Annotated in this window: 25 protein-coding genes; 19 read left to right on the forward strand and 6 right to left on the reverse strand. The window is 71.2% G+C overall.

Translation table 11 applies throughout. The features are described from left to right. Positions 1–64: 64 nt before the first annotated feature. From ribD to ABZX79_RS35790, 10 genes are all read left to right on the forward strand, one after another. Positions 65–1159, forward strand: a complete 1095-nt coding sequence (ribD, locus tag ABZX79_RS35745) for a bifunctional diaminohydroxyphosphoribosylaminopyrimidine deaminase/5-amino-6-(5-phosphoribosylamino)uracil reductase RibD (protein WP_355267588.1) — start codon at positions 65–67, stop codon at positions 1157–1159. Then, positions 1160–1768 carry a riboflavin synthase gene (locus ABZX79_RS35750; protein ID WP_355267524.1) on the forward strand — a complete coding sequence of 203 codons (609 nt, stop codon included), beginning with the start codon at positions 1160–1162 and terminating at the stop codon, positions 1766–1768. Continuing rightward, the gene (locus ABZX79_RS35755; protein WP_355267527.1) at positions 1765–2418 is read left to right on the forward strand and encodes a nicotinamide mononucleotide transporter family protein; all 654 of its coding nucleotides are present in this window, start codon (positions 1765–1767) and stop codon (positions 2416–2418) included. The genes ABZX79_RS35750 and ABZX79_RS35755 overlap by 4 nt, the downstream gene beginning before the upstream one ends. Beyond that, on the forward strand, positions 2415–3704 hold the full coding sequence (locus tag ABZX79_RS35760) for a bifunctional 3,4-dihydroxy-2-butanone-4-phosphate synthase/GTP cyclohydrolase II (protein ID WP_355267530.1): 1290 nt from the start codon (positions 2415–2417) through the stop codon (positions 3702–3704). The genes ABZX79_RS35755 and ABZX79_RS35760 overlap by 4 nt, the downstream gene beginning before the upstream one ends. A 29-nt stretch (positions 3705–3733) precedes the next feature. Then, positions 3734–4219: a 6,7-dimethyl-8-ribityllumazine synthase gene (gene ribH / locus ABZX79_RS35765; RefSeq protein ID WP_355267533.1), complete on the forward strand. Its 486-nt coding sequence runs from the start codon at positions 3734–3736 to the stop codon at positions 4217–4219. Between the two features lie 35 nt (positions 4220–4254). Beyond that, positions 4255–4536, forward strand: coding sequence for a phosphoribosyl-ATP diphosphatase (locus ABZX79_RS35770; RefSeq protein WP_355267536.1), 282 nt, complete (start codon positions 4255–4257; stop codon positions 4534–4536). Between the two features lie 60 nt (positions 4537–4596). After that, entirely contained in the window at positions 4597–5454 is an 858-nt protein-coding gene (gene hisG, locus ABZX79_RS35775) for an ATP phosphoribosyltransferase (RefSeq protein WP_069929748.1), read from the forward strand. A 59-nt stretch (positions 5455–5513) separates the two neighbouring features. After that, positions 5514–5966, forward strand: coding sequence for a PH domain-containing protein (locus tag ABZX79_RS35780; RefSeq protein ID WP_355267540.1), 453 nt, complete (start codon positions 5514–5516; stop codon positions 5964–5966). A 191-nt stretch (positions 5967–6157) separates the two neighbouring features. Continuing rightward, positions 6158–7492, forward strand: coding sequence for a hemolysin family protein (locus ABZX79_RS35785; RefSeq protein WP_355267543.1), 1335 nt, complete (start codon positions 6158–6160; stop codon positions 7490–7492). Further along, a complete protein-coding gene (locus ABZX79_RS35790; protein WP_355267546.1) occupies positions 7489–8589 on the forward strand; it encodes a hemolysin family protein in 1101 nt (366 codons plus the stop codon). The genes ABZX79_RS35785 and ABZX79_RS35790 overlap by 4 nt, the downstream gene beginning before the upstream one ends. Positions 8590–8610: 21 nt before the next feature. Here the strand turns inward: ABZX79_RS35790 and ABZX79_RS35795 are convergent, their stop codons facing one another. Next, a complete protein-coding gene (locus ABZX79_RS35795; protein ID WP_355267549.1) occupies positions 8611–10536 on the reverse strand; it encodes an AAA family ATPase in 1926 nt (641 codons plus the stop codon). Positions 10537–10878: 342 nt separating this feature from the next. After that, the gene (locus tag ABZX79_RS35800) at positions 10879–11520 is read right to left on the reverse strand and encodes a hypothetical protein (protein ID WP_355267552.1); all 642 of its coding nucleotides are present in this window, start codon (positions 11518–11520) and stop codon (positions 10879–10881) included. A 379-nt stretch (positions 11521–11899) separates the two neighbouring features. Between ABZX79_RS35800 and ABZX79_RS35805 the strand changes: the two genes are divergently transcribed. After that, positions 11900–13261, forward strand: coding sequence for a peptidase C39 family protein (locus ABZX79_RS35805; protein WP_355267555.1), 1362 nt, complete (start codon positions 11900–11902; stop codon positions 13259–13261). 6 nt (positions 13262–13267) lie between these two features. On the opposite strand, the gene ABZX79_RS35810 is transcribed toward ABZX79_RS35805, so the two are convergent. From ABZX79_RS35810 to ABZX79_RS35820, 3 genes are read right to left on the reverse strand one after another with little or no spacing between them, the layout of a single operon-like run. Further along, complete coding sequence (locus tag ABZX79_RS35810; protein ID WP_355267558.1) at positions 13268–14131, reverse strand: hypothetical protein; 864 nt, start codon at positions 14129–14131, stop codon at positions 13268–13270. Further along, positions 14128–15099: a DUF6114 domain-containing protein gene (locus ABZX79_RS35815; RefSeq protein ID WP_355267561.1), complete on the reverse strand. Its 972-nt coding sequence runs from the start codon at positions 15097–15099 to the stop codon at positions 14128–14130. The genes ABZX79_RS35810 and ABZX79_RS35815 overlap by 4 nt, the downstream gene beginning before the upstream one ends. Beyond that, the gene (locus ABZX79_RS35820; RefSeq protein WP_355267591.1) at positions 15090–15638 is read right to left on the reverse strand and encodes a DUF6230 family protein; all 549 of its coding nucleotides are present in this window, start codon (positions 15636–15638) and stop codon (positions 15090–15092) included. Before ABZX79_RS35820 ends, ABZX79_RS35815 begins: the two co-directional genes overlap by 10 nt. Positions 15639–15860: 222 nt before the next feature. Between ABZX79_RS35820 and ABZX79_RS35825 the strand changes: the two genes are divergently transcribed. From ABZX79_RS35825 to ABZX79_RS35840, 4 genes are all read left to right on the forward strand, one after another. Further along, the gene (locus ABZX79_RS35825; RefSeq protein ID WP_355267564.1) at positions 15861–16490 is read left to right on the forward strand and encodes a TetR/AcrR family transcriptional regulator; all 630 of its coding nucleotides are present in this window, start codon (positions 15861–15863) and stop codon (positions 16488–16490) included. A gap of 160 nt (positions 16491–16650) precedes the next feature. Beyond that, positions 16651–17823 carry an acyl-CoA dehydrogenase family protein gene (locus ABZX79_RS35830; RefSeq protein ID WP_355267567.1) on the forward strand — a complete coding sequence of 391 codons (1173 nt, stop codon included), beginning with the start codon at positions 16651–16653 and terminating at the stop codon, positions 17821–17823. Between the two features lie 392 nt (positions 17824–18215). After that, a complete protein-coding gene (locus tag ABZX79_RS35835) occupies positions 18216–19340 on the forward strand; it encodes a hypothetical protein (RefSeq protein ID WP_355267570.1) in 1125 nt (374 codons plus the stop codon). 27 nt (positions 19341–19367) lie between these two features. Continuing rightward, positions 19368–20468: a phosphotransferase family protein gene (locus ABZX79_RS35840; RefSeq protein ID WP_355267573.1), complete on the forward strand. Its 1101-nt coding sequence runs from the start codon at positions 19368–19370 to the stop codon at positions 20466–20468. Between the two features lie 54 nt (positions 20469–20522). On the opposite strand, the gene ABZX79_RS35845 is transcribed toward ABZX79_RS35840, so the two are convergent. Beyond that, on the reverse strand, positions 20523–20933 hold the full coding sequence (locus ABZX79_RS35845) for a hypothetical protein (RefSeq protein WP_355267576.1): 411 nt from the start codon (positions 20931–20933) through the stop codon (positions 20523–20525). Between the two features lie 204 nt (positions 20934–21137). On the opposite strand from ABZX79_RS35845, the gene ABZX79_RS35850 reads away from it, so the two are divergent. From ABZX79_RS35850 to fxsA, 4 genes are all read left to right on the forward strand, one after another. Next, positions 21138–21578 (forward strand): Lrp/AsnC family transcriptional regulator, encoded by a 441-nt coding sequence (locus tag ABZX79_RS35850; RefSeq protein WP_028814025.1) that lies wholly within the window; start codon positions 21138–21140, stop codon positions 21576–21578. A gap of 83 nt (positions 21579–21661) precedes the next feature. Then, positions 21662–23311, forward strand: coding sequence for an amidohydrolase (locus tag ABZX79_RS35855; RefSeq protein WP_355267579.1), 1650 nt, complete (start codon positions 21662–21664; stop codon positions 23309–23311). Positions 23312–23812: 501 nt separating this feature from the next. Then, complete coding sequence (locus tag ABZX79_RS35860) at positions 23813–24580, forward strand: polyprenol monophosphomannose synthase (protein ID WP_355267582.1); 768 nt, start codon at positions 23813–23815, stop codon at positions 24578–24580. 46 nt (positions 24581–24626) lie between these two features. Next, positions 24627–25187 carry an FxsA family membrane protein gene (gene fxsA / locus ABZX79_RS35865; RefSeq protein WP_355267585.1) on the forward strand — a complete coding sequence of 187 codons (561 nt, stop codon included), beginning with the start codon at positions 24627–24629 and terminating at the stop codon, positions 25185–25187. The last annotated feature ends 145 nt before the right edge of the window (positions 25188–25332 follow it).

Genomic DNA, 25332 nt, shown 5'->3' on the forward strand with positions numbered 1-25332 from the left:
CCCGAAGAGGCAGGAGGACCCGGTGGCCACCGCAGCCGAAGCAGCCACGACCGACGCGAACGCCATGCGTCGGGCGATCGCGCTTGCCGCCCGCGGACTCGGCTCCACCAGCCCCAACCCGGTCGTCGGATGCGTCGTTCTCGACGCCGCCGGCCAGGTCGTGGGCGCCGGATTCCACCAGCGCGCGGGTGGCCCGCACGCCGAGGTGCACGCCCTGCGGGAAGCGGGGGAGCGGGCGCGCGGCGGTACGGCGTACGTCACCCTCGAACCCTGCAACCACACCGGTCGCACCGGCCCCTGCGCCCAGGCCCTCCTCGCCGCCGGAATCACCCGCGTCGTGTACGCCGTCAGCGACCCGAACCCGCAGGCCACCGGCGGCGCGGACACCCTGCGCGCGGCCGGGATCCAGGTCGAGCAGGGCCTGCTCGCGGACGAGGCGGAGGCGGGCAACGCCGCCTGGCTGACGTCCGTACGCCTCGGCCGCCCGTACGTCCGGTGGAAGTACGCCGCGACGCTCGACGGCCGTATCGCCGCGGCCGACTCCACCAGCCGCTGGATCAGCTCCGCCGAGTCCCGCGCCGACGTGCACCGGCTGCGCGCCGAGGCGGACGCCGTGATCGTCGGCTCGGGCACGATGCGCGCCGACGACCCGCACCTCGCCGTACGCGGCATTGAGCGCGTAACCCAGCCGCTGCGCGTAGTCGTCGACACCAACGCCACCGCCGTCAAGCCCGGCGCCCGCGTCCTCGACGACGCTGCGCCCACGCTGATCGCGGTCGCCGAGAACGCCGAGAACACTGCCACCGCGCACCTGGCCGCAGCGGACGCGGAGGTCGTACGGCTGCCACGCGCCGCCACCGGTCTCGACATCCACGCGCTGCTCGCCGCCCTGCACGCCCGGGGCGTCCGCTCCGTACTCCTCGAAGGCGGGCCGACGCTCGCCGGCGCCTTCGTCGCCGCCGGCGCGGTGGACGCGGTCACCGGCTACCTCGCTCCCGTACTGCTCGGTGCGGGCCCCGCCGCCCTCGCCGACGCCGGAATCACCACCATCACCGAAGCGTTGCGGCTCGACGTGACCGAGACCGTCCGCATCGGCCCCGATCTGCGCATCACCGCCGTCCCAGCCGTCCCTGCCACTCCCGTATCGAAGGAGCACTGAGTGTTCACCGGAATCGTCGAAGAGCTGGGTGAGGTCACCGCCGTCGAGAACCTCGGTGACGCCTCCCGTTTCCGACTGCGCGGACCCCTCGTCACCGAGGACGCCAAGCACGGCGACTCGATCGCCGTCAACGGCGTCTGCCTCACCGTCGTGGACTTCGGGGACGGTGAGTTCACCGCCGACGTGATGGCCGAAACGCTCACCCGCTCCAGCCTCGGCGCCCTCACCGTCGGCTCCCGCGTCAACCTGGAGCGCCCCATGGCGCTCGGCGGCCGCCTCGGCGGACACCTCGTCCAGGGGCACGTCGACGGCACCGGCACGATCATCGGCCGGGAGCCGTCCGAGCACTGGGAGATCGTGAAGGTCTCGCTTCCCGCGGACCTCTCCCGTTACGTCGTCGAGAAGGGCTCCATCACCGTCGACGGCGTGAGCCTCACCGTCGTCGAGGCCGCGGACGACTACTTCACCATCAGCCTCATCCCCACCACCCTCGCCCTCACCACCCTCGGCATCAAGCAGGCCGGGGACCAGGTCAACCTGGAAGTGGACGTACTCGCCAAGTACGTCGAGCGGCTGCTGGGCGCGGACAGCAAGGAGACCGTGAAGTGAGCGCCGTGTCCTGGCTCAACAACGAGGCCTTCACGGCCTTCGACCAGCACATCCTGTGGTCCGACATGATCGGCAACACCATAGGCCTGATCGCCCTCGCGCTCGGCTGGCGCCGTTCCATATGGACCTGGCCCGCCCAGTTCGTCTCCGGCGTCATCCTCGTCGCCGCGTACTCCTCCGCGAACCTCAGCGGCGGCGTCGGCAAGCAGCTGCTCGTGATCGGTGTCGCCCTGTGGGGCTGGCGGCAGTGGCAGCTCGGCAAGCAGCAGGCCCAGGACGGCTCGATCGCCGTCCGCTTCGCCACCTGGCGCGAGCGCGGACTGCTGGCGGCCGGAGCGGTCGTCGGCACGCTGGCCGTCGGCGGCCTCTTCACCCTGTACCCGTCGCTGTCCTGGAGCCCCTGGGCCGACGCGTACATCTTCGTCGGCACGCTCGTCGCGATGGTCGCCCAGGCGCGCGGCCTGGTCGAGTTCTGGTTCGCCTGGCTGCTGGTCGACCTGGTGGGCGTACCGCTCGCCTTCAGCAGCGGGCTGGCGTTCTCCGGTCTTGTGTACGTCGTCTACTTCGCCCTCGTCCTCTGGGGTGCCTACGACTGGTGGCAGCGTTCGCGCGCAAGCGTGAAGCCCGCCATGGAAGGAGCAGCAGCATGAGCGCCCTGCCCACCTGGTACAGCACCGACAACGCCGAGGACCTGGCCCTCGACCCCGTCGAGCAGGCCATCCGCGACATCGCGGCCGGCCGCCCCGTGGTCGTCGTCGACGACGAGAACCGGGAGAACGAGGGCGACCTCGTCATCGCCGCCGAAATGGCGACGCCCGAGATCGTCGCGTTCATGATGAGCGAGTGCCGCGGCCTGATCTGCGCGCCCATGGAGGGCGACGAGCTGGAGCGGCTCGAACTCCCGCAGATGGTCGAGAACAACACCGAGTCGATGAGTACGGCCTTCACCGTCTCCGTCGACGCCTCCGCCGAGCACGGCGTCACCACCGGCATCTCGGCCGCCGACCGCGCCGCCACGCTCCGCCTCCTGGCGAGCGGCCGCTCCACCGCCGACGACTTCGTCCGTCCCGGCCACATCTTCCCGCTGCGTGCCAAGCCCGGCGGCGTACTCGTCCGCAACGGCCACACCGAGGCCGCCGTGGACCTCGCCCGGCTCGCGGGCCTGCGCCCGGCCGGAGCGATCGTCGAGATCGCCGGCGAGGACGGCGTGATGCTGCGGCTGCCCGAGCTGATCCCGTTCGCCCGCAAGCACGGCCTGACGATCATCTCCATCGAGGACCTGATCGCCTACCGCCGCACCTCGGACCCCAAGGTCCGCCGCGAGGCCACCGTCCAGCTCCCCACGTCCTTCGGGGACTTCACGGCGTACGGCTACCGCTCGACGGTCGACGGCGTCGAGCACGTCGCACTCGTCCACGGCGAGATCGGCGACGGCGACGACGTCCTGGTGCGGATGCACTCCGAGTGCCTGACCGGCGACATCTTCCACTCGCAGCGCTGCGACTGCGGCCCGCAGCTGGAAGCGTCCATGCAGCGCATCACGGAGACCGGCCGCGGCGTCGTCGTCTATCTGCGCGGCCACGAGGGGCGCGGCATCGGACTGCTGTCCAAGCTGCGGGCGTACGAGCTCCAGGAACTGGGCCGCGACACCCTCGACGCCAATCTGGAGCTCGGCTTGCCCGCCGACGCCCGCGACTACGCGGCCGGCGCGCAGATCCTCGAAGATCTCGGCGTACACAGCGTCAGGCTGATGACGAACAACCCCGAGAAGACGGCCGCGCTCGTACGGCACGGCCTGACCGTCGTCGGACGCGAGCCCATGCCCGTCAAGGCGGGCGAGCACAACCTCCGGTACCTGCGGACCAAGCGGGACCGGATGGGGCACGACCTTCCGTGGCTGGACGGCACCTCCGCCTCCACCTGCGGCAACCAGTAATCCCGTAACAACTTTCAAGGAGAGAACGCGTGAGCGGCAAGGGCGCACCCGAACTGAGCGTGAAGAACTGCGGAGACCTCCGGGTGGCGGTGATCGCGGCCCAGTGGCACGAGAAGGTCATGGACGGCCTCGTCGACGGCGCGCTGCGCGCCCTCCACGAGCTGGGCATCGACGAGCCGACCGTCCTGCGCGTCCCCGGCAGCTTCGAGCTCCCCGTCGTCGCCAAGGTCCTCGCGGGCCGTGGTTACGACGCGATCGTCGCCCTGGGCGTCGTCATCCGCGGCGGAACCCCCCACTTCGAGTACGTGTGCCAGGGCGTCACCAACGGCCTGACCCAAGTCTCCGTCGACACCGGCGTCCCCATCGGCTTCGGCGTCCTGACCTGCGACACCGAGGAGCAGGCGCTGGACCGGGCGGGAATCGAGGGCTCCAACGAGGACAAGGGCCACGAGGCCGTCACCGCCGCCGTCGCCACCGCTACCACGCTGCGCACGGTCGCCGAACCCTGGCGCTGAGTGGCAGCAGGTCACCCCGTACTCTTAGGACCATCATGGCGAACAAACCCCCCAAGAGCTTCGAAGAGCTCTTCACCGAGCTCCAGCTCAAGGCCGCCAACGGCGACCCCTCCACCTCCCGCACCGCCGAGCTGGTGGAAAAGGGTGTGCACGCGATCGGCAAGAAGGTCGTCGAGGAGGCCGCCGAGGTCTGGATGGCCGCCGAGTACGAGGGCAAGGAAGCCGCCGCCGAGGAGATCTCGCAGCTGCTGTACCACGTCCAGGTGATGATGGTCGCCCGCGGGATCTCGCTCGACGACGTCTACGCCCACCTCTGAGCCGCACCCTTTTCTCGTTTACGTACGATTACTCCCACCGCACAGAAGGAACCTGACCTCATGCTGCGCATCGCCATCCCGAACAAGGGCTCCCTCTCCGGACCTGCGTCGGAGATGCTCCATGAGGCCGGTTACCAGCAGCGCAAGGAGTCGAAGGAGCTCCGCCTCGTAGACCCCGAGAACGAGGTCGAGTTCTTCTACCTGCGGCCCCGCGACATCGCGATCTACGTGAGCTCCGGCCGCCTCGACATCGGCATCACCGGGCGCGACCTGCTGCTCGACTCCGGCGCGAACGCCGAGGAGATCCTCCAGCTCGGCTTCGCCCGCTCGACCTTCCGTTACGCCACCAAGCCCGGCACCGCGACCGGCGTCAAGGACTTCGGCGGCATGACGGTGGCCACCTCCTACGAGGGCATCGTCGCCAAGCACCTGGCCGACGAGGGCATCGACGCCGCCGTCGTCCACCTGGACGGCGCGGTCGAGACCGCCATCGAGCTGGGCGTCGCGCAGGTCATCGCCGACGTCGTCGAGACCGGCACCAGCCTGCGCAACGCGGGCCTCGAAGTGATCGGCGAGCCGATCATGAAGTCCGAGGCCGTCGTGATCCGCCGTACGGGCGTCTCCGCCGAAGAGGCCGTCGACCCGAAGGTGGCCCAGTTCCTGCGCCGCCTCCAGGGCGTCTTGGTCGCCCGCAGCTACGTGATGATGGACTACGACTGCCGCGCCGAGCACCTGGAAGCAGCCGTCGCCCTCACCCCGGGCCTGGAGTCGCCGACGATCTCGCCGCTGCACAACGAGGGCTGGGTCGCCGTCCGCTCGATGGTCCCGGCCAAGGAGTCCCAGCGCGTCATGGACGACCTGTACGAGCTCGGCGCCCGCGCCATCCTCACCACGGCCATCCACGCCTGCCGCCTCTGAATCACCGAGATCACCGAGATCACCGAGATCACCAAGCCTTTCGAAGGAACGCGACCGCCGTGTCACAGTCCGAGCTCCCCGCTCTGCCGGTCACCTTCCGGCCGACCCGTACCCGGGTCGTCCTCCTGACCGTCGGGGTGGCGATGTTCGCGGTCATCACCGCGATCGCCCTGCTCCTCGAAACGCTCAGCGCCGGGGAGCGGGTCAGCTTCATCTTCACCGCGCTGCTGCTCTTCGGCGTACTGCTGCTGCTGAGCCGCCCCAAGGTCGTCGCCGACGAGGCCGGTGTCACCGTGGTCAACCTGACCACCAAGCGCCGGCTGGAGTGGGCCGAGATCGTACGGGTCAACCTGCGCCCCGGTGACGCCTGGGTCTTCCTCGACCTCAGCGACGGCACCAGCCTTCCCGCCCTCGGCATCCAGCCCGGTGTCGCCAAGCAGCAGGCCATCCGCGACGCCCGCGCCCTGCGCGCCCTCGCGGAATCCCGCGGCACCGGCACACACACCGGCTGAGCCCCTGCCCGACCCGGCCCGCTCCCGTTTACTCTGTGGAAGGCGGCGCCGAGTGCGCCGCGCTCCGCATTCAGGGCGCTCCACCGGCCCGCGGAGTACCTGCGACCCGAGGAGTGACTCCCTCCAGCAATGGACGGATCGTCCGGCAGTACCTGCGCCGCCCCTTGTTCTCATTCTTCTGAGGCGGCGGCATGACCATCCCCCTCCTGCTGCTCGCCGCGGCATTCCTCCTGATCCTCGCCAACGGTTTCTTCGTGGCCGCCGAATTCGGCCTGGTCACCGTCGAGAAGCAGGACGCCGAGCGCGCCGCCGCCGAAGGCGACCGGCGCGCCCGCACCGTCGTATCAGCGCTGCGCGAGCTGTCCTTCCAGCTCTCCGGAACCCAGCTCGGCATCACCATCACCTCGCTGGTGGTCGGCATGCTGGCCCAGCCCGCGCTGGCCCACCTGCTGTCCGGCCCCTTCACCGCGGCCGGCATACCCGAAGGCGCTGTCCCCGGCGTCTCCGTCATGGTCGGCATGCTGCTCGCGTCCGCCGTCCAGATGGTGATCGGCGAGCTCGTCCCGAAGAACTGGGCCGTCTCCCGCCCGTTGCAGGTCGCGCGCTTCGTCGCCGGACCGCAGCACCTCTTCTCGACCGTCTTCCGCCCGGTGATCTCCCTCCTCAACGCGGTCGCCAACCGGCTCGTACGGATGCTGGGCGTCGAGCCCACCGACGAGCTGGCGTCCGCCCGCACCCCGGGCGAACTCGTCTCGCTCGCCCACCACTCGGCGCGGGCCGGCGCCCTCGAACAGGACACCGCCGACCTGTTCGTACGGACGCTCTCCCTCGGCGGACTCACCGCGCAGCACGTCATGACGCCGCGCGTGAAGGTCAGCGCCCTCCAGTCCTCCGCGACCGCCGCCGACGTACTCAACCTCACCCGTGCCACCGGCCTCTCGCGCTTCCCCGTCTACCGGGAGCGCATCGACGAGATCGTCGGCATGGTCCACCTCAAGGACGCCCTCGCCGTGCCCGTGCACGAACGACTGCGAACCCCGGTGGCCAGGGTCGCCGTACCGCCGCTGATGGTCCCGGAGACTCTGCCCGTGCAGCAACTCCTGGACCGGCTGCGCAGCGAGCAGCCCATCGCCGTGGTCGTCGACGAATACGGCGGTACGGCCGGGGTGGTCACCCTGGAGGACATCGTCGAGGAGCTCGTCGGAGAGGTCAGGGACGAGCACGACGACGAAGGCGCCCAGCGGCCGGAACTGGCCGCCGCCCCCGCCGAGGACGGCAATCCGGCCTGGGAGGCGGACGGCAGCTGCCGGGTCCTCACCCTGCGGCGCATAGGCCTCGAAGTACCCGAGGGACCGTACGAAACCGTGGCCGGGCTCGTCGCCGACCTGCTGGGGCGCATCCCAGCTCCCGGCGACCGCGCCGAACTGCCCGGCTGGCGGCTGTCCGTACGGCAGGTGGACCGCTACCGCGCGGAGCGGGTGCGCTTCGTGCGTACCGCGCGAGTCGTCACGGAGGCCGTGCGATGAGCGTTCTCCAACTGCTGTTCGCCCTGCTCCTCGTGCTCGCGAACGGCTTCTTCGTCGGCGCCGAGTTCGCGCTCGTGTCCGTACGCCGCAGCCAGATCGAACCGCTCGCGGCCCAGGGCTCCGCGCGCGCCAGACAGGTGATGCACGGCCTGGAGAATCTGCCGCAGATGATGGCGGCGGCCCAGTTCGGCATCACCGTCTGCTCCCTGACGCTCGGCGCGGTCGCGGAGCCGACCGTGGCGCACCTGCTGGAGCCGGTCTTCCACGCCGTGCACCTGCCCGAAGGGCTGATCCATCCACTGGGATACGTGATCGCGCTCGCCGTGGTGGTCTTCCTGCACCTGGTCATCGGCGAGATGGTTCCCAAGAACCTCGCCATGGCCGCCCCGGAGAAGACCGCGCTGTGGCTCAGCCCCGGGCTCGTCGGTTTCGCCCGGCTGTGCCGTCCGGTGACGGCCGGGCTCGGCGCGTGCGCGCGGGTGGTGCTGCGGCTCTTCGGCGTCGAGGCCAGGGACGAGGTCGAGGCGGTGTTCACCAGCGAACAGCTCAACCGGCTCGTCGGGGACTCCGGCCAGGCCGGACTGCTGGAGCCGGGGGAACAGGAGCGGCTGGAGGACGCACTGGAGCTCGGCAGCCTGCCGGTCACCGACGTGCTGCTCGACCGGGCGTCGCTCGTGACCGTGAAGCCGTCGGTCACGCCTCGCGAGATCGAGGAGCTGACGGTGCGCACCGGCTACTCGCGCTTCCCGGTGTGCGCCGACGGCGGAGCGTTCATGGGCTACGTCCACGTCAAGGACGTACTCGACCTGGAGGAGCGGGAGCGGGCAGTTCCGCAGCAGGTCTGGCGCCCGATGGCGACGCTGAGCGCCGAACTGCCCCTGGACGACGCCCTCTCCGTGATGCGCCGCGCGGCGACGCACCTGGCACAGGTCGCGGACGGGTCGGGGCGGGTGCTCGGGCTGGTGGCGCTGGAGGACGTACTGGAAATGCTGGTGGGCGAGGTACGCGATCCCGCGCACCGGGTGGTGGTGCCGCAGCTGTCCCGGGACACGGCGCCGGCAGCGGCAGCGGACGAAGCGGCGGCTCTGGTGGGGTGACAGGGGGGACCGTCCGCGCTTTCAGAGCGCGGGCGGTTCCTGCCGGCCGCGGTTCGCCGGGCCGCGCCCCGAGAGGACCTCGCCGTACGCCTGCATCAGGTCGGGCAGGCGCAGCGTCGAGAGGTCGTCGCGGGTGGGGGTGGCGGCGTAACCGGAGAGCCTGAGATCGCGGTACGCGCAGCTCTTCTCGTACAGCGTGCGCAGGAAACGGCCGTTGCCCAGCTCGTCGATCCAGCCCTGGTCGACGACGTGCCCGCTGATGCTGCGCAGCTCGTCCACCGCCTCCTCGTCCCACGCGTCGCCGTTCTCGGCGGCCAGCACCTCGCCTATGGCCGTCAGCTCCAGCGGCCGGTAGCTGGGGAAGTCGACCCGGGTCGTGAAGCGGGAGGAGAGCCCCGGATTCACGGCAAGGAGCCGGTCCATGCCCTCCGGGTAGCCGGCGAGGATCACGACGAGGTGGTCCCGGTTGTCCTCGGCGCGCTTGAGGAGCACCTGGAGGGCCTCGTCGCCGTACGCGTCACCTTTGCTGTACCCGGAGTTGGAAAGGCTGTACGCCTCGTCTACGAAGAGCACCCCGCCGATCGCCGAGTCGATCAGCTCGTTCGCCTTGACGGCGGTCTGCCCCAGGAACTCACCGACCAGATCGGCTCGTTGAGCCTCCACCAGATGGTCGCCGCCGAGCAGCCCGAGTGCGTAGAAGACCCGCCCCAGGATGCGCGCGACCGTGGTCTTGCCGGTACCCGAAGGACCGGAGAAGACGAAATGACGCTTCGGCGGCTGTACGGGTAGGCCCTGCCCGGCCCGCAGCCTGGCCATGTTCAGCTGTGCCGACAGGGCTTTGACCTGGCGCTTCACCGGGTCGAGGCCGACCATACGCTCCAGCTCCGCCAGCGCCTCGGCGAGCAGCGCGGGATCGGAGGGACCGGCCGGAAACGCCTGAGCCGCCCCGGGCCGCTGCGCAATGGTCGCTTTCTCCCGTACGCCGCTGTCCCCGGCCACCGGCACCACGCCGCCGCCGAGCGGCGGCTGACCTCCGCCGCCCAGCAGCAGGTCCCGGCCGCCCTCCGGAACCTCCGGCCCCACCAGGCTCTCCGTATCACCCGCCGCGTCAGCCGCGTCCTGGCCGATCCCCGCCAGCGATACGGCGGCGAAGCCGGCGGAGTCCTCGTACCCGTCCGCCTCGGCGATCGCCGCGAGCCGCGCCGACGTGTCCATGAAGGCCGGATCCACCCGGTGAACGGCCCGGTAGAGCGGCAGGGCGGCCGCGCTGCGCCCGGTGCCCTCATGCGCGCGGGCCAGCCAGTAGCGCAGCTCCTTACGTTGCGGCTGCTCACTGCGGCACCGCATCAGGGCGGCCGACAGCATCGGCTCGGCCTGCCCGTACATCTCCAGCCGGACCCGCGCCATGCCGCCGAAGAGCCCGGTCTCGATGCCGAGCAGCGGGTCGTCGACGAGCGGATCGGTGTGGCGTACGAGCTGCTCCCAGTCCTTGACCAAGTACGCGCGGCACGCGTGCAGGAACCGCACCTGCGGATCGGCGTCCACCGGCGGCAGCCCGGCCAACGCCCGGTCGAGCTCGGGGACATGGCGGCCGTCGAGCCAGTGGGAAGCGTGCGCGAGCAGCAGGTCGCGCGGCTTCTCCAGGACGGGCTGGACCCACCAGCCCAGCCAGTACCACGAGTTGAGGGTGCGTCGGTGCCGGGCGCGCTGCTCGCCGAAGCGCTCGCGGTGGCGGTACATGCGCAGCAGGGCGGTGGTGGTGTCGATGCGCAGCGCGTGGAGCCCGAGCCAGCCGTCGGCCATGCCGGGATCCATCCGTACGGCGGCTCTGAATTCCTCTTCGGCCTGCGGATAGGCGCCCATCGTGTACGCGTCGACGCCACGCAGCCAGGCGAGGTCGGCCGGGGCGTTGATGCCCTGCGTACCGAATTCCGTCACGTCCCCCACAGACCGTGCCCTCCGTGATGTGCCGGCCGGGCCTGCGCCCGTCGGCTGTCCTCGGAACCGCTTTGTCGCGGACGGGAATTGACCGCACCGTAAAGCATCGTACCCGTGCGGGTGGCACAGACCTACGGGTGGCGCAGGCCCGGGGGTGACAGTGACCGAGGGTGAGCGAACCGGGTCACCCGACGCCCGTCGAAGGGCGCTGTGGGCAGAACGAAGCCCCCGATCACGGGGGAACAACCGGGGGCTTCGCGTCTGCGGGGCTTCGAAAAGCCGCACATTGAGAACGTAAGACCTGTACGCCCCCTGGGTCAAGCGGAGTTGAGGCACTTGCGAGGGAGGTTTTCAGGCCGTTTCCGAGGGTCGGGGCAGGTAGTCACGCATCGTGACGGTTTGGTTCGGTCGTGCTGTCGCGGCGGGCCCCGGGAGCCACTCGTACCCCTCCTGACACTGCCGTACCAGCAGATCCGCGTACGGCCGCGAGGGGTCCGCGGCGAAATGGCGCATCTCCGCCGCTGTCCATCCGTCCCAGAAGTCCGATTGCGCCGGTCCGTCCCTGCGCCGCCCGCGCGCCCAGGCCTCGCCCGCACCCATCTCCATCCAGAGCAGCCGCGCGAGATCCGGCCGCACGGCGGCCCGCCCGGCCCCCACCCCCTCGATGAGCACGACGGGCGCGGGGTCCAGCGGGCGCGCGGGCCCGAATCGGCGGAGTGTCCAGTCGTACGGGGCGTACCGCGCGCTCTCTCCGCGCGCCAGCGGCCCGGTCACCTGCTCCCGCAACCGTCCGGTCCACGCGAAGAGCTCCTCGTGGCTGGCCAGATCGTCGAGGTGCAGCACGGGTGCCCCACCGAGCGCGGCGGCCAGTCGCGCGGCGAAGGTGCTTTTGCCGGACCCGGCATGCCCGTCGACGGCGACGAGCCGCACGGGTCCGCAGGAGGGCGGCAGCGCGCGCAGCGAGCCGGCCAGCAGATCAAGACGACGTTCCACGCGTCCACCCTAGGCCGCCTGCGGCGGGCCTTTCCCCACCCCGCCCCTGGGCTGGATATGCTCCCGCACCCTCCCGCACCCTCCAGCCCCTCCGGCGTTTGAGGAGCGGGGTCCGGGGCGGAGCCCCAGCTACCCCCGGTGACTTCAGCCCGTCCGGCGCTTGAGGACCGGGGTCTGGGGCAGCGCCCCAGTTCGGGGAGGGGCGGGTAGGGGAAAGTTCCGCAGGACCAGGCCCCGCCGCCACACCACCGGTCCACACCAATATTGGTGCGGGCGACGCGGTCCGAGGTGCTGGCAGAAGCCCGCCGCCACCAGCCATAGTTGGCCCACTGTCGTGCACCTGCCCGCGCCATCCGCATCCGACCCGGGGGCCATGACCATGACCAGATCCACGTCACGCCGCACCGTCCTGACGGCCGCGATCGCCGCAGCAGTCGGCGCAGCCGGCGCAGGCACGGCATCCGCGTCCCCCGCAGCCGCAGCGGCCACCACAGAGGCACCCACCCCGCCCCGCCTCGTGGACAACCGCTTCTGGTCCACGTACACAGACTGGCGCTCCGGCACCGCCGCCGGAACAAGGGCCGTGGCAGGCCGCAGGCCCGGACTGGTCATCGCGACCCCGTCGGGCCGCACCGACTACACCGACCCGCACACCGGCGCCACCTCCACCTGGGAGAGCGCCACCTGGACCTCACCCGTCCACACCTCCACGGTCCCGGCGAACGAGGTCATCGCCTCCTGGAACGCCCACACCCCCGCCGGCACCTGGCTCGCGGTCGAGCTGCACGGCACGTACTCGGACGGCACGACGACGCCCTGGTACGTGATGGGCCGCTGGGCGGCGGGCGACGCCGACATCAAGCGCACCTCCGTCGACGACCAGAGCGACGGCCGCAGCACCATCTGGACCGACACGTTCTCCATGAACAGTTCAGCCGGCGCCCTGCGCCTCGCCTCGTACCAGCTGAGGCTGACCCTCCACCGCAAGCCCGGCACCACGCTCACCCCCACCGTCTGGCGCCTCGGCGCAATGGCCTCCGACATCCCGGACCGCTTCACCGTGCCCGCCTCGCAGCCCGGCGTATCCCGTGAGCTCGTCGTCCCGCGCTACTCGCAGAACACGCACATCGGCCAGTACCCCGAGTACGACAACGGCGGCGAGGCCTGGTGCAGCCCCACCTCCTCGCAGATGATCATCGAGTACTGGGGCCGCAAGCCCACCGCCGCCGACCTGGCCTGGGTCGATCCGGCCTTCGCGGACCCGCAGGTCTGCCACGCGGCGCGCTTCACGTTCGACTACCAGTACGACGGGTGCGGCAACTGGCCCTTCAACGCCGCGTACGCCGCGACGTACAAGGACATGAGCGCCGTCGTCACCCGCCTCCACTCGCTCACCGACCTGGAGACGCTGGTCCGCGCGGGGATCCCGGCCATAACGTCGCAGTCCTTCCTCAAGGAGGAGCTGACGGGCGCGGGCTACGGCACGGCAGGTCACCTCATGACCGTCATCGGCTTCACGCCCGACGGCGACGTCATCGCCAATGACCCCGCCTCACCGAGCAACGAGGCAGTGCGCCACGTCTACAAGCGCCGAGAGTGGGAGAACATCTGGCTTCGTACGAAGCGCTACAACGCCGGCGGCAAGGTCACATCCGGCACAGGTGGCGTCTGCTACCTCTACTGGCCCGCTCATCCCATCCCCGCCCAGCGACGCGCGCTCGCAGCCGTCGGCATCCGCTGAGCCCACCTACTCGTCCGCCCTCCAGTGCCGCCCCGGAACCCCCACCAGCCCGTACAGCACCCGCACCGGACTCCGCCGGGCCAGCAGCACCACCCCAGCCAGGCCCGCGAACAGTGCGAGCCCGAGCGGCCACCCCAGCACACGCACGAGCACACTCGCCACGACCGCCCCGGCGAACGGCAGCCCGTACACCCCGGCCGCCGCGACGGCCACCGCCATCACCCGTGGCACCTTGCGGTCCCCGTCCGCACCCGGCAGCCGCCAGCCCTCCACCAGCCAGCCGATCTCGGTGGCGAGCATGGTCCCGATGACGGCCGTCCCGAGGATCAGCAGCGCCAAGAACGTCCCCGAGGTCAGGAAGTCCAGAACGTTGTTGACGACGCTCTCGCGCGGCCACTCGGCGTACGCGCGTGCGCTGGTGGTCAGCAGCCGACGGTAGCCGTTCCCGTCCCAGCCGTGGATCAGCGTGCCGAAGAGCAGGAAGTAGCCGCCAACGGTCTGCAGATACGCCCAGTAGCCCGCCCCCACCAGCACGAACACCCGCGCAGCGAGGAAGCCGAGCAGCGTGGCGACGACGATCCCGCCCGCGTAGAAGAGCACGAAACCGGCCCACAGGCCCTCGTGCCCGCTCGCCACATGCATGGTCGACCAGGACGGGTTCTGCCACATCACGAAAAGCCCGGACGGCACCATCAGCACAGCCGCGAAAAGCAAGGTGAGTGCGAGGTACGGATGGGCGGCGCGACTGCGCGTCCGTACGCCCTCACCCCGCACCGACCGCTCCCACCACTGGAGCTGGCGCCCCGCCGACAGGGCGAAGGTCGCGCCGATCGCGTACGACCAGAAGAGCGCCGCCTGGATCTGGATCACGACGCCTCCAGGGTCAGCCCGTCCGTGACGATCGAGTCCGAGGTGACCAGGGCCTGTTCGGCGCTGACATCGGTCATGAAGACGAACGGCGGCACCACGGGCGGCACCGGCAGACCGTCCGGGGTGAAGGTGAGGCAGAGAATTCCCTCCAGGCAGCCGCTGAACTTGGTGAGGTAGAGCGTCACGTTGCCGCTCAGGTCCAGGGTGTCGGCCCCCAGGGCGAGTTCGTCACGGCCGTCGCGGGTCTTGAGGCGGTAGTCGGTGAGGGAGGCGGACCGCATCTTCAGCACCATCGCCTTCACCGGACCGTCGGCGGTCGGCACCTCCCGTACCCCCGCGATCAGGAACCCGTGCGGCGCGAAGAGCGTCGTGGTCACGGTCGGCGGCGTACGCGGTGCGACGACGGATCCGGGCTCCGGCGCCTTGCCGACGGCCGGGCTCTGGCCCAGCGCCGCCAGCAGGACGACCGGCAGCGCGGCCGCGAGCGTACGCGGCCCCTGCCCGTCCCGCAGCGGCGGGACATCCTCCCGTTGCTCGTCCTGTACGGGCGTCCAGCCGAACCCCATCGCACTGCCCGCGATCCCCAGCACCGTCCCCACCACGAAACCGCCGAGATTGGTCGCGGCGAAGGACAGCACGGACAGCAGCAGAGCGTGGATGCTCACGTAGTGGCGGGTATGCGGCAGGAACCAGAGGAACAGCCCCGCCGCGATCAGCGCCAGCCCGATCCCGATCGCCGCCAGCCCGCCGAGGCCGAGGCTCACCAGCACCGTCAGCGGCGACAGCGGCACCAGCAGCAGCTCAATGCCGCCGAGTATCAGCAGCAGCCCGCCCCAGAAGGGCCGGGTCCGCCGCCAGGCCCGCAGGCGACGCCGCTTGTCCGGATACGGCAGCCGCTCCTCCAGCCATCCCCGTGCCGGACGGCGGGTCCTGAGCGCGCGGGCCCGGAGCACGCGGGTCAGAAGCACTTCTTGCCGTCCAGGCTCACGTCGATGCTGAGCCCCTTCAGCCGGAAATTGCCGCCGGTCGCGGACCAGGCGTGCGACTTCACGCCCGCGACCTCGATGTCCCCGGCCTGGAGGCCGAACTTCCCCACCTCGCCCTTGACCCCGGGCACCTCGTCCAGCGTCGACGCGTCCCGGCCGATCTGCGCGGTGCCGAAGCGGGCGTCACCGACGAGATCCTCCGCGTCGATGACCAGACTGCTGGCCGTCACCTCGCCGGCCTTGCCTCCCGCCGTCAGTTTGAAGACGACCTTCCCGACCGGCGTGCCGATCTCCGCGGCCTGGCAGATGTCGCTGAGCCGGGCGTCGCCGATGCCGAGCAGGGCGACGGGATGCCCCTTGCCGTCCGCCGACCGGTCCGTCTGTACGTAACTGGACAGGCCCTGGCTCGTCAGTTTCCCCGACGCCACCTGGAAGCTCGTCCCCGATACGGCGAACGACGCGGCCAGTGCACCCTGGCCCATCATCGACGCCATCACTCCGACCGCGAGGATCGCCGGCATCGCGACGACCGCTGTCTTCTTCCATGCCGTTCTGCCCTCGGCAGGCCTGCCCTCGGCAGGCGGCTGCTGCTGCTTGGCTGCGCTCACTTGTTCCTCCCGTACGTCGTTGCGGTGCGCAGGGGAAGTGCGTGGCCGATCACCTACAGGACGACGCAGGAAGGGAGTTGGCGCAGGTCTGCCATACTGCGGAGATCCTGTGGCAGTTGGAGACTAGGGCCGGTATTGAATATTAGTCAACAGCGTGGTTCCACCGAGCGATCGCAGGTGCGCCGCGCCGAACTCATCGCGACCGGACGGAAGTTGTTCGCCGACACGTCGTACGACGCCCTGTCGATGGACGACATCGCCCGGCACGCGGGTGTCGCCAAGGGCTTGATCTACTACTACTTCAAGAGCAAACGCGGCTACTACCTCGCCATCATCGAGGAGTCCGTCGCCGAGCTCGTGGCGCGGGCGGGCAGCGAACGCGACCTCCCGAACGCCGAGCGGGTCCAGCGCACCATCGACGGCTATCTGCGCTACGCCCAGCACCACCAGGCGGCGTACCGCACGATCGTCACCGGCGGCGTCGGCTTCGACACCGAGGTGCAGGCCATCCGGGACGCGGTGCGCGAGGAGCTGATCGCCACCATCGCGGAGGGCGCGTACGGCCGCCGCGACATCCCCGTCGTAGCCCGGTTGGCCCTGATCGGCTGGATGACCGGCGTCGAGGGAGTGACCCTGGACTGGCTGAGCCACCAGGAGCTCGACCGCGACGCCGTCCGCGCCCTGCTCACCGGGCTGCTGCGCGCCACGCTCCGTACGATCGAGGAACTGGAACCGAGCTGCCCGGCGCCGTCCACCACCCCGTGACGGAAGGCATTCCATCGGGCATACTCATCCCGCCACAGCCGCTGGCCAGCGACTTCCGTAACCCGGAGGAGCGCCGGCGGCCAGGCAGCAAGACCCGGCGGCGCCGCCACACCCTGCGCGCGCGCCCGCCGCAGCGCCCGACAGGGAGGAGAGCGCCGCAATGTCCGACCGCGCCCCGCAGCCGGTGGAACGTCAGCTGCCCACCGAGGAGTCCCGGGACCTGCTCGCGCTCGTGCGCGACATGATCCAGAGGGAGATCGCGCCCACGGCCGCAGCCGAGGAGGACGCCGGGCACTTCCCGCGCGAGATCTTCGCGCTGCTCTCCGAATCCGGTCTGCTCGCTCTGCCGTACGACGCCGAGTACGGCGGCGGAGACCAGCCGTACGAGGTATATCTCCAGGTCCTCGAAGAGCTCGCCGCCGCCCGCCTCACGGTCGGCCTCGGCGTCAGCGTCCACAGCCTCGCCTGCCACGCCCTCGCCGGCTACGGCACCAAGGAGCAGCAGGCCACGCACCTGCCCGCCATGCTCGGCGGCGGCCTGCTCGGCGCCTACTGCCTCTCGGAGCCCGCCTCCGGATCCGACGCGGCCTCGCTGCGCACCAAGGCCGTGCGCGACGGCGACGACTGGGTCATCACCGGTACGAAGGCCTGGATCACCCACGGCGGAATCGCCGACTTCTACACCGTCCTCGCCCGTACGGGTGGTGAGGGCGCCCGGGGCATCACGGCCTTCCTGGTACCCGGCGACGCCGAGGGGCTGAACGCCGCGGCGCCAGAGAAGAAGATGGGCATGAAGGGCTCGCCCACCGCCCAGCTCAACTTCGACGGCGTACGGGTCCCGGACTCGCGCAGAATCGGCGAGGAGGGGCAGGGCTTCGCGATAGCGCTCTCCGCCCTCGACTCCGGCCGCCTCGGCATCGCGGCCTGCGCGGTCGGCGTCGCCCAGGCGGCGCTGGACGAGGCCGTCTCGTACGCCACTGGGCGGCAGCAGTTCGGCCGGCCGATCGCCGACTTCCAGGGCCTGCGCTTCATGCTCGCCGACATGGCCACCCAGATCGAGGCGGGCCGGTCGCTGTACCTGGCGGCGGCACGCCTGCGGGACGCCGGGCGGCCGTTCTCGCGGGAGGCCGCGATGGCGAAGCTGTTCTGCACGGACGCGGCGATGCGCGTGACGACCGACGCCGTCCAGGTGCTCGGCGGCTATGGCTACACGCTGGACTTCCCCGTCGAGCGCTTCATGCGCGAGGCGAAGGTGCTCCAGATCGTCGAGGGTACGAACCAGATTCAGCGCATGGTCATCGCCCGCCGTCTCGTGGGTCCCGAGACCCGCTGAGCCGTCCGTCCGGCCACGCCGGGGACGCCACGAGCCGGACCCATTCCGGATCGCGACGTCCCGGCAGGGTCCGGCCGTGGCTGTGCCACTGGCGCAGGAGGGCGCGGTAGAGGGGCGGATCCGAGGGATGCGGAACCGATTCTGCCGGAGCGGAGGGCGGATAAAGGAGACGTCGGCGTCCGTCGCCGACCGGGGTGTACTGCAGGGTCATATCGGGCCAACAGCCGCAAGGCCGCCGGGGTTATCGCCGACCTCATTCGGGCGTCCGTTCGCGCGGTGAAGCGGGCCGGCCCGGGGCGTGACGCGCGTATGGCCCTGGGCGCGGTTTCTGACGTACCGTCAAATCCCCCGCCGGGGGCCGCACCGTTACGTCCGCGCCCAGGAGGACCGCCGTGGCCGAGGACCGCCCCATCGCGCTCGACGAATACCCGATCCACCAGGCCCCGCTGTCGATGAAGCACGTCGCCACGGGCGACCGCAACGCCTATGACCGGTGCATCTTCCACCTCGTGGACCACTCCGGCCGCGCCCTGCTCATCGCCGGGCTCGGCGTCTACCCCAACACCGGTGTGATCGACGCCTACGCGACGCTGCGCATCGGAGACCGCCTGCACGCCGTGCGGGCCTCCGACGCCCTCACCGACGACCGTATGAACCTCTCCGTAGGTCCTCTGCGGATCACCGTCGACGAGCCGCTGCGCCGTTTCACCCTGCACTGCGACGCCGACCCCGCCGATCCGGACTCCTTCTCGTACGACGTCACCTGGACCGCGGACTTCCCCGCCGTCTGGGAGCCGCACCACGTCCAGCGGCGCGGCGACCGCCTGATGCTCGAAGGCCGCCGCTTCGTCCAGGCAGGCGGTTGTACGGGCGTGATCCGCGCCGGGGGAGAAGAGATAGCGCTGACCGCGGGGGAGTGGACCGGCACCCGCGACCGCAGCTGGGGCGTACGGCCGATCCCGGGCGAGGACGGCGGCCGGGCCGCCGAGGAGCACCGCCCCGAGGGCTTCCACTGGCTCTGGATCCCGGCCCGCTTCGAGAGCCGCTTCCTGATGGTGATCGCCCAGGAGGACGCCGACGGGCACCGGACCCTCAACGAAGCGCTCCTCGTGCGCGAGGGCGAGCGCGACGTCCAGCTCGGCTGGCCGCACGCCGACATCACGTACCGCCCCGGCACCCGCCACCCCGAGCGCGCCGTCATCCACCTCACCGGGCCCGACCGCAAGCCGCTGGAGCTCGGCGTCGAGATCCTGAACTCCTCGCCGCTGGCCGTCGGCGCCGGCTACCCGCCCGCGACGGACTGGCAGCACGGCAGCTGGCAGGGGCGCGGCTGGACGGACCGGTGTACGTACGACCTCTCCGACCCCACCGCGCACCCCATGGCCGCGTACGGCGTCACCGACCACGCCGCCCGCTTCACCCTCGACGGGCGGACGGGCCACGGCATCTTCGAGCACGGCACCTTCGGCCGCCACGACCCGAGCGGCTTCACCGGCTACGAATCGGTCGCCCCCTGAACCTCACCCTCCCGACAGGAGTACGGCATGGCAACCGCACCCCGCCCCCGCACCACCACCCGCGACCCCGAAGAACTCGGCCGGCGCCTGGCCGCCTGGCTCGACGTGCGGCTCCCCGGCGCGCGCGTCAGCGGGGTCAACGCGCCCGCCTCCAACGGCATGTCGAGCGAGACCCTGCTCTTCGACCTGGCCCACCCGGCCGCCCCCGTGTCCGCCTGCGCCCTGCGACTGGCCGCCGACCCCGCCGCGTACAGCGTCTTCCCCGTCTACGACATGGCCCGCCAGCACCGCGTCATGAGCCTCGTCGCCGAGCACACGAGCGTCCCTGTGCCGCGCGTGCTGTGGCTGGAGGAGGACACGGGGCCGCTCGGGGCGCCCTTCTTCATCATGGAGCGCGCCGAGGGCCGCGTACCGCCCGACGTCATGCCCTATACGTACGAGGGGAATTGGCTCCACTCCGCCACGGACGCCGAACGCGCACGCCTCCAGGACGCGACGCTCACCGTGCTCGCGCGCCTGCACGACCAGTTCCCGGCGAAGGAAGCGGAGTTCCTGATGCCGCCGGGCACCGGCAGCCCCCTGCGCCGCCACGTCGCCGCCCAACGGGCGTACTACGACTGGGTTGTGGGCGGCGTCGCCCGGTCACCGCTCATCGAGACCGCCTTCGACTGGCTCGACGCGCACTGGCCCGACGACACCGGCCCAGCCGTGCTGAGCTGGGGCGACGCCCGTATCGGCAACATCATTTACGACGGCTTCGAGCCCGCCGCCGTACTCGACTGGGAGATGGCGTCCTACGGACCGCGCGAACTCGACCTGGGCTGGGCGGTGTACCTCCACCGCTTCTTCCAGGACCTGACGGTGAGCTTCGGCCAGAGCGGTCTGCCGGACTTCCTGCGGCGCGAGGCCGTCGAGCGGCGTTACGCCGAACTCACCGGCCACACACCGCGGGACATGGAGTTCCACACGCTGTACGCCGCCCTGAGGCACGCCATCGTGATGCTGCGCATCGCCTACCGGCAGGTGCACTTCGGTGAGGTCCGGGTCCCTGAGAACCCGGACACGATGATCCTGCACCGGGCGTCACTGGAGGCGATGGTGCGCGGAACGTACTGGGCGGCTGCTTGATCCGGGGCGCTGTCCCGGGGCCCGAAAGCTCCGCCGACCGCCCCTGCGTGGCCCCTACGCGGCGCGCCGCAGCTGCGACGCCTTGAGCGGGCGCGAGCCCGGACCGCCGACGTGCGAGAACGGCTGCGTCCGCCAGTCGAGGCCCTGGGGGAGCGTCAACAGCAGGGCTGTTTCCTGCTCCTGGACCTCCAGGGTCTCGTCGGCGGGCTTGGCGTCCGCCGCCGGGCGCCCGGTGCCCGCGCACGCCGTGAGCCCGAACGGGTTCCACGGAGTGGGGCACTTGGCGTGCTCGGGCAGGACGGTCTCGTCCGCCAGCAGCGCGATCGGCTGGACACAGTCCGGGCAGATCACTCGAAACATCTCAAAGGTGTCGTACGCGTCGAGATCGTCGAGGTCGTCCTCGTCGACGGATACGGGTTCAACAGGATCCGGTTCACTGCGTCCGGTGCGCTTCAGGCTCTGCATGGAGACACTCCCCCTCGGGTGGCCCGACAAGGCGCTGCGGCCTCGACCACAGCAAGCACTTCCCGTCACGCACGCGCGGTAATCGCGCCTGCCCGACGGACACGGTCGTAGGCCTGTGGCGTTCGTCACATGCCGCCCGCAGATGCCCCTCCGGGTGGGCCCGCGGCTGTGCCTCAGGGCCCTCGGGGCATAGGTTGATCCGCTATGGAGGAGCTGGATCGTCAGATCGTGGATTTGCTCGTCAAGGACGGGCGGATGAGTTACACCGACCTGGGCAAGGCCACTGGCCTGTCCACATCGGCCGTGCACCAGCGCGTGCGCAGGCTGGAGCAGCGGGGTGTCATCCGGGGCTATGCCGCGGTGGTCGACCCCGAGGCTGTCGGGCTGCCGCTCACCGCGTTCATCTCGGTGAAACCGTTCGATCCCAGCGCCCCCGACGACATCTCGGAACGGCTCGCGGGCGTTCCCGAGATCGAGGCGTGCCACAGCGTGGCGGGCGAGGAGAACTACATCCTCAAGGTGCGCGTCGCCACCCCGCTCGAACTGGAGCACCTGCTGACCCGGATCCGTTCCCTGGCCGGCGTGTCCACGCGTACGACCGTGGTCCTGTCCACGCCGTACGAGGCCCGCCCGCCGCAGGTCTGACCCCACCCGCCGGACCGCCCGCCGGACCGCCCGCCCGGCCCCCGCGCACGGAACGCCGCGCGCGAGGGGCGAGACTGTTCACCATGACCGAGCGCAACGCCCCCACCCCTCAGGCCGCTGAACACCGCACCGTGCTGCTGCGCGGCGGCGAGGTCCACAGCCCCGCCGACCCCTTCGCCACCGCGATGGTCGTCGAACGCGGGCATGTCGCCTGGGTGGGCTCCGAAGGGGCGGCCGACGCCTTCGCGTCCGGCGTCGACGAGGTGATCGACCTCGAAGGGGCCCTGGTCACCCCCGCGTTCACGGACGCACACGTGCACACCACCTCCACCGGCCTCGCACTCACCGGCCTCGACCTGTCCGGCGCGCGCAGCCTCGCCGCTGCGCTGGAGCTCGTACGGGCGCACGCCGCCGCGGCCCCGGCGGGCCGGATCCTCCTCGGGCACGGCTGGGACGCCACGCGCTGGCCCGAACAGCGGCCCCCGTCCCGCGCCGAACTCGACGAGGCGGCCGGCGGGCGGCCGCTGTACCTGCCCCGGATCGACGTCCACTCGGCCGTCGTCACCACCGCCCTCCTGGACCTCGTCCCCGGCATCACCGGCCTGGCGGGCTACCACCCGGACGCCCCGCTCACCGCCGCCGCCCACCACGCCGTACGGGGCGCGGCGCACCGCGCCGTCACCCCGGCGCAGCGCGCCGAAGCGCAGCGCGCGGCGCTCGCGCACGCCGCCTCGCTCGGCATCGGTACGGTCCACGAGTGCGCGGGACCCGGTATCTCCGACGAGGAGGACTTCACCGGCCTGCTGAAGCTGGCGGCCCAGCGGCCCGGCCCCCGCGTCTTCGGCTACTGGGCCGAGCAGGTCGCGAGTGCGAAGGACGCCGAGCGTATTCGCGAACTGGGCGCGGCAGGCGCCGCGGGCGACCTCTTCGTCGACGGATCGCTCGGCTCGCACACCGCCTGCCTGCACGAGGCGTACGCCGACGCTTCCCACACCGGCACGGCCTACCTCGACACGGCGGCCGTCGCCGCCCATGTCGTCGCCTGCACCGACGCCGGGCTCCAGGCGGGCTTCCACGCCATCGGCGACGCCGCCGTCACCTCGGTCGTCGACGGCGTGCGCGCCGCCGCCGAGAAGGTCGGCCCCGCCCGGATCCGCGCCGCCCGCCACCGCGTCGAGCACGCCGAGATGCTGACCCCCGCCACCATCGCCGCCTTCGCCGAATTCGGCCTCACCGCGTCCGTACAGCCGGCCTTCGACGCGGCCTGGGGCGGCGAGGACGGGATGTACGCACAGCGCCTGGGCGCCGAGCGGGCCCGTACGCTCAACCCGTACGCGGCCCTGCTGCGCGCCGGGGTGCCGCTGGCCTTCGGCTCCGACAGCCCGGTCACCCCGCTCGACCCGTGGGGGACGGTCCGCGCTGCGGCCTTCCACCGCACGCCCGAGCACCGGATCTCCGTACGCGCCGCCTTCACCGCCCACACCCGCGGCGGTTGGCGTGCCGTCGGCCGCGACGACGCGGGCACGCTCGTACCGGGCGCCCCCGCCGACTACGCGCTCTGGCGCGCCGGTGAGCTCGTCGTGCAGGCGCCCGACGACCGGGTCGCCCGCTGGTCGACCGACCCGCGCTCGGGGACGCCCGGTCTGCCGGATCTCACGCCCGGCGCCGAACTCCCGGTCTGTCTGCGGACCGTGGTCTTCGGACAAACTGTTTACGTGAGACCGAACGAGTGATGTGCGCGGCCCGCGTACGGCCGATCGGTGTTCGCGCCAGGCCTCGTGTCACCTGCGTACCTTCGGCACTGACCTGGTGATTTGAGTAAACTCCCCAGGTCAAAGGGCTATTGACAGAAAGCGGCCATCGGCGGGTAGGTTCGGCCGAGTCCACCGCAGGACGTCCGACCGGCAAACCTCCACGCAGTCGCCGAACGCCGCTGGGTCATGGGGTGGTGTGCCGCACCGGCGCACCAGCACTCGGAGCCAGGTTCAGCGCCCGCGCCTCGGGGGCGAGGGAAGGTTTCAGCCGAGCGGCAGGTGGGACCCGGGTGGGGCCCGGACGTTCAGTAGACAACGGCTCTCGGCCGACCCGCAGCCGGCGGGCCCGGGGCCGGCCCGAAGGACACCGGGCCCCGATCCGCAGAAACGACTTGTCGCTTCCTCCGGAGACATCCGTGCAGGCGCGCCGACCACGCTCGCTATGGTGGGGCAACTGTGTACGGACATTAAGGGGAAGTAGTGAACGACGGCGGTCAGAGGCGTTACGGCCCGCTCGGCAGAACCTTGGTGATCATTCCGACCTACAACGAGGCCGAGAACATCAAGCCGATCGTCTCCCGGGTGCGTGCCGCGGTGCCTGACGCGCACGTCCTGGTCGCCGACGACAACAGCCCCGACGGCACCGGCAAGATCGCCGACGAGATCGCGGCCGTCGACGACCAGGTCCACGTCCTGCACCGCAAGGGCAAGGAAGGGCTCGGCGCGGCCTACCTGGCGGGCTTCCGCTGGGGCATCGAGCACGACTACGGCGTACTCGTGGAAATGGACGCGGACGGCTCGCACCAGCCCGAGGAGCTTCCCCGCCTGCTGACCGCCCTCAAGGGCGCGGACCTGGTCCTCGGCTCGCGCTGGGTGCCGGGCGGACGCGTCGTCAACTGGCCCAAGCACCGGGAAATGCTCTCCCGCGGCGGCAGCACGTACTCGCGGGTGCTGCTCGGCGTACCCATTCGCGACGTCACGGGCGGCTTCCGGGCCTTCCGCGCGCAGACCTTGGAAGGTCTCGGTCTCGAAGAGGTCGCCTCCCAGGGGTACTGCTTCCAGGTCGACCTCGCCCGCCGCGCGGTCGAAGCCGGTTACAACGTCGTCGAAGTGCCCATCACCTTCGTTGAGCGCGAGCTGGGCGACAGCAAGATGAGCCGTGACATCGTCGTCGAGGCGCTGTGGCGTGTGACGGCCTGGGGCGTCGGCTCCCGGGCGAACAAGCTGCTGGGGCGCAAGCCCTCCTGATCGGACCTTTACGCCGTCCAGGCGCCCGTACAGGCACACTGGGGGCATGACGACCGGCTCACCGCCCCCGCCCCCGACCGTTCCCCAGCGTCCCAAGCGTTCACGCGCGCGCACCTTCGTACCTCTTGGCATCGCCGCCTGGATGGTGCTCGAGATTTGGCTGCTGACCGTCGTGGCCGGCGCCGCCGGCGGCTTCACGGTCTTCCTGCTGCTCGTCGCCGGCTTCGTGCTGGGCGCCGTGGTCATCAAGCGGGCGGGCCGGCGGGCGTTCAAGAACCTCACCGAGACGCTTCAGCGCCAGCAGGCGGGCGAGACGTCCGCCCAGCGGCAGGGGAGCAGCGGCAATGGCTTCCTGATGCTCGGCGGCCTGCTGCTGATGCTGCCCGGGATGATCTCGGACGTGGCGGGGCTGCTGCTGCTCGTACCGCCCGTACGGTCGTTCCTCGGAAGGTACGCCGAGCGGTCCCTGGAGCGCAGGATGAGCGCGGCCGGCGCCGGCAGTCTGGGCGACGCCTTCCAGCAGGCTCGCATTCACCGCCCGGACGGCAAGGTCGTACAGGGTGAGGTCATCAGGGACGACGGCCCGCGGCCGCCGCTGACGCCCTGAATCCGGTCCCCCCATGGCACGACATGACAAGAGCCGCGGGGGGGGGGGGGGGGGGGGGGGGGGGGGGGGCCCCCCGCCGCGGTGGGGTGGGGGGGAGGAGGGCACGGGCAGCCCCCGGCCGCGGGACGGGGAGAGGGGGGGGGCC

This window comes from Streptomyces sp. NPDC002994, assembly GCF_040611155.1.
Taxonomy (GTDB): domain Bacteria; phylum Actinomycetota; class Actinomycetes; order Streptomycetales; family Streptomycetaceae; genus Streptomyces.

What these genes read in the sequence shown, in the direction of transcription:
- ABZX79_RS35790 (WP_355267546.1), top strand. Translation starts at nt 7,489, where the DNA reads ATGAGCGTTCTCCAACTGCTGTTCGCCCTGCTCCTCGTGCTCGCGAAC.
- ABZX79_RS35820 (WP_355267591.1), bottom strand. Translation starts at nt 15,638, where the DNA reads ATGCCGGCGATCCTCGCGGTCGGAGTGATGGCGTCGATGATGGGCCAG.
- hisG (WP_069929748.1), top strand. Translation starts at nt 4,597, where the DNA reads ATGCTGCGCATCGCCATCCCGAACAAGGGCTCCCTCTCCGGACCTGCG.
- ribD (WP_355267588.1), top strand. Translation starts at nt 65, where the DNA reads ATGCGTCGGGCGATCGCGCTTGCCGCCCGCGGACTCGGCTCCACCAGC.
- ABZX79_RS35845 (WP_355267576.1), bottom strand. Translation starts at nt 20,933, where the DNA reads ATGCAGAGCCTGAAGCGCACCGGACGCAGTGAACCGGATCCTGTTGAA.
- ABZX79_RS35840 (WP_355267573.1), top strand. Translation starts at nt 19,368, where the DNA reads ATGGCAACCGCACCCCGCCCCCGCACCACCACCCGCGACCCCGAAGAA.
- ABZX79_RS35850 (WP_028814025.1), top strand. Translation starts at nt 21,138, where the DNA reads ATGGAGGAGCTGGATCGTCAGATCGTGGATTTGCTCGTCAAGGACGGG.
- ABZX79_RS35830 (WP_355267567.1), top strand. Translation starts at nt 16,651, where the DNA reads ATGTCCGACCGCGCCCCGCAGCCGGTGGAACGTCAGCTGCCCACCGAG.
- ABZX79_RS35805 (WP_355267555.1), top strand. Translation starts at nt 11,900, where the DNA reads ATGACCAGATCCACGTCACGCCGCACCGTCCTGACGGCCGCGATCGCC.
- ABZX79_RS35785 (WP_355267543.1), top strand. Translation starts at nt 6,158, where the DNA reads ATGACCATCCCCCTCCTGCTGCTCGCCGCGGCATTCCTCCTGATCCTC.
- ABZX79_RS35770 (WP_355267536.1), top strand. Translation starts at nt 4,255, where the DNA reads ATGGCGAACAAACCCCCCAAGAGCTTCGAAGAGCTCTTCACCGAGCTC.
- ABZX79_RS35760 (WP_355267530.1), top strand. Translation starts at nt 2,415, where the DNA reads ATGAGCGCCCTGCCCACCTGGTACAGCACCGACAACGCCGAGGACCTG.
- ABZX79_RS35855 (WP_355267579.1), top strand. Translation starts at nt 21,662, where the DNA reads ATGACCGAGCGCAACGCCCCCACCCCTCAGGCCGCTGAACACCGCACC.
- fxsA (WP_355267585.1), top strand. Translation starts at nt 24,627, where the DNA reads ATGACGACCGGCTCACCGCCCCCGCCCCCGACCGTTCCCCAGCGTCCC.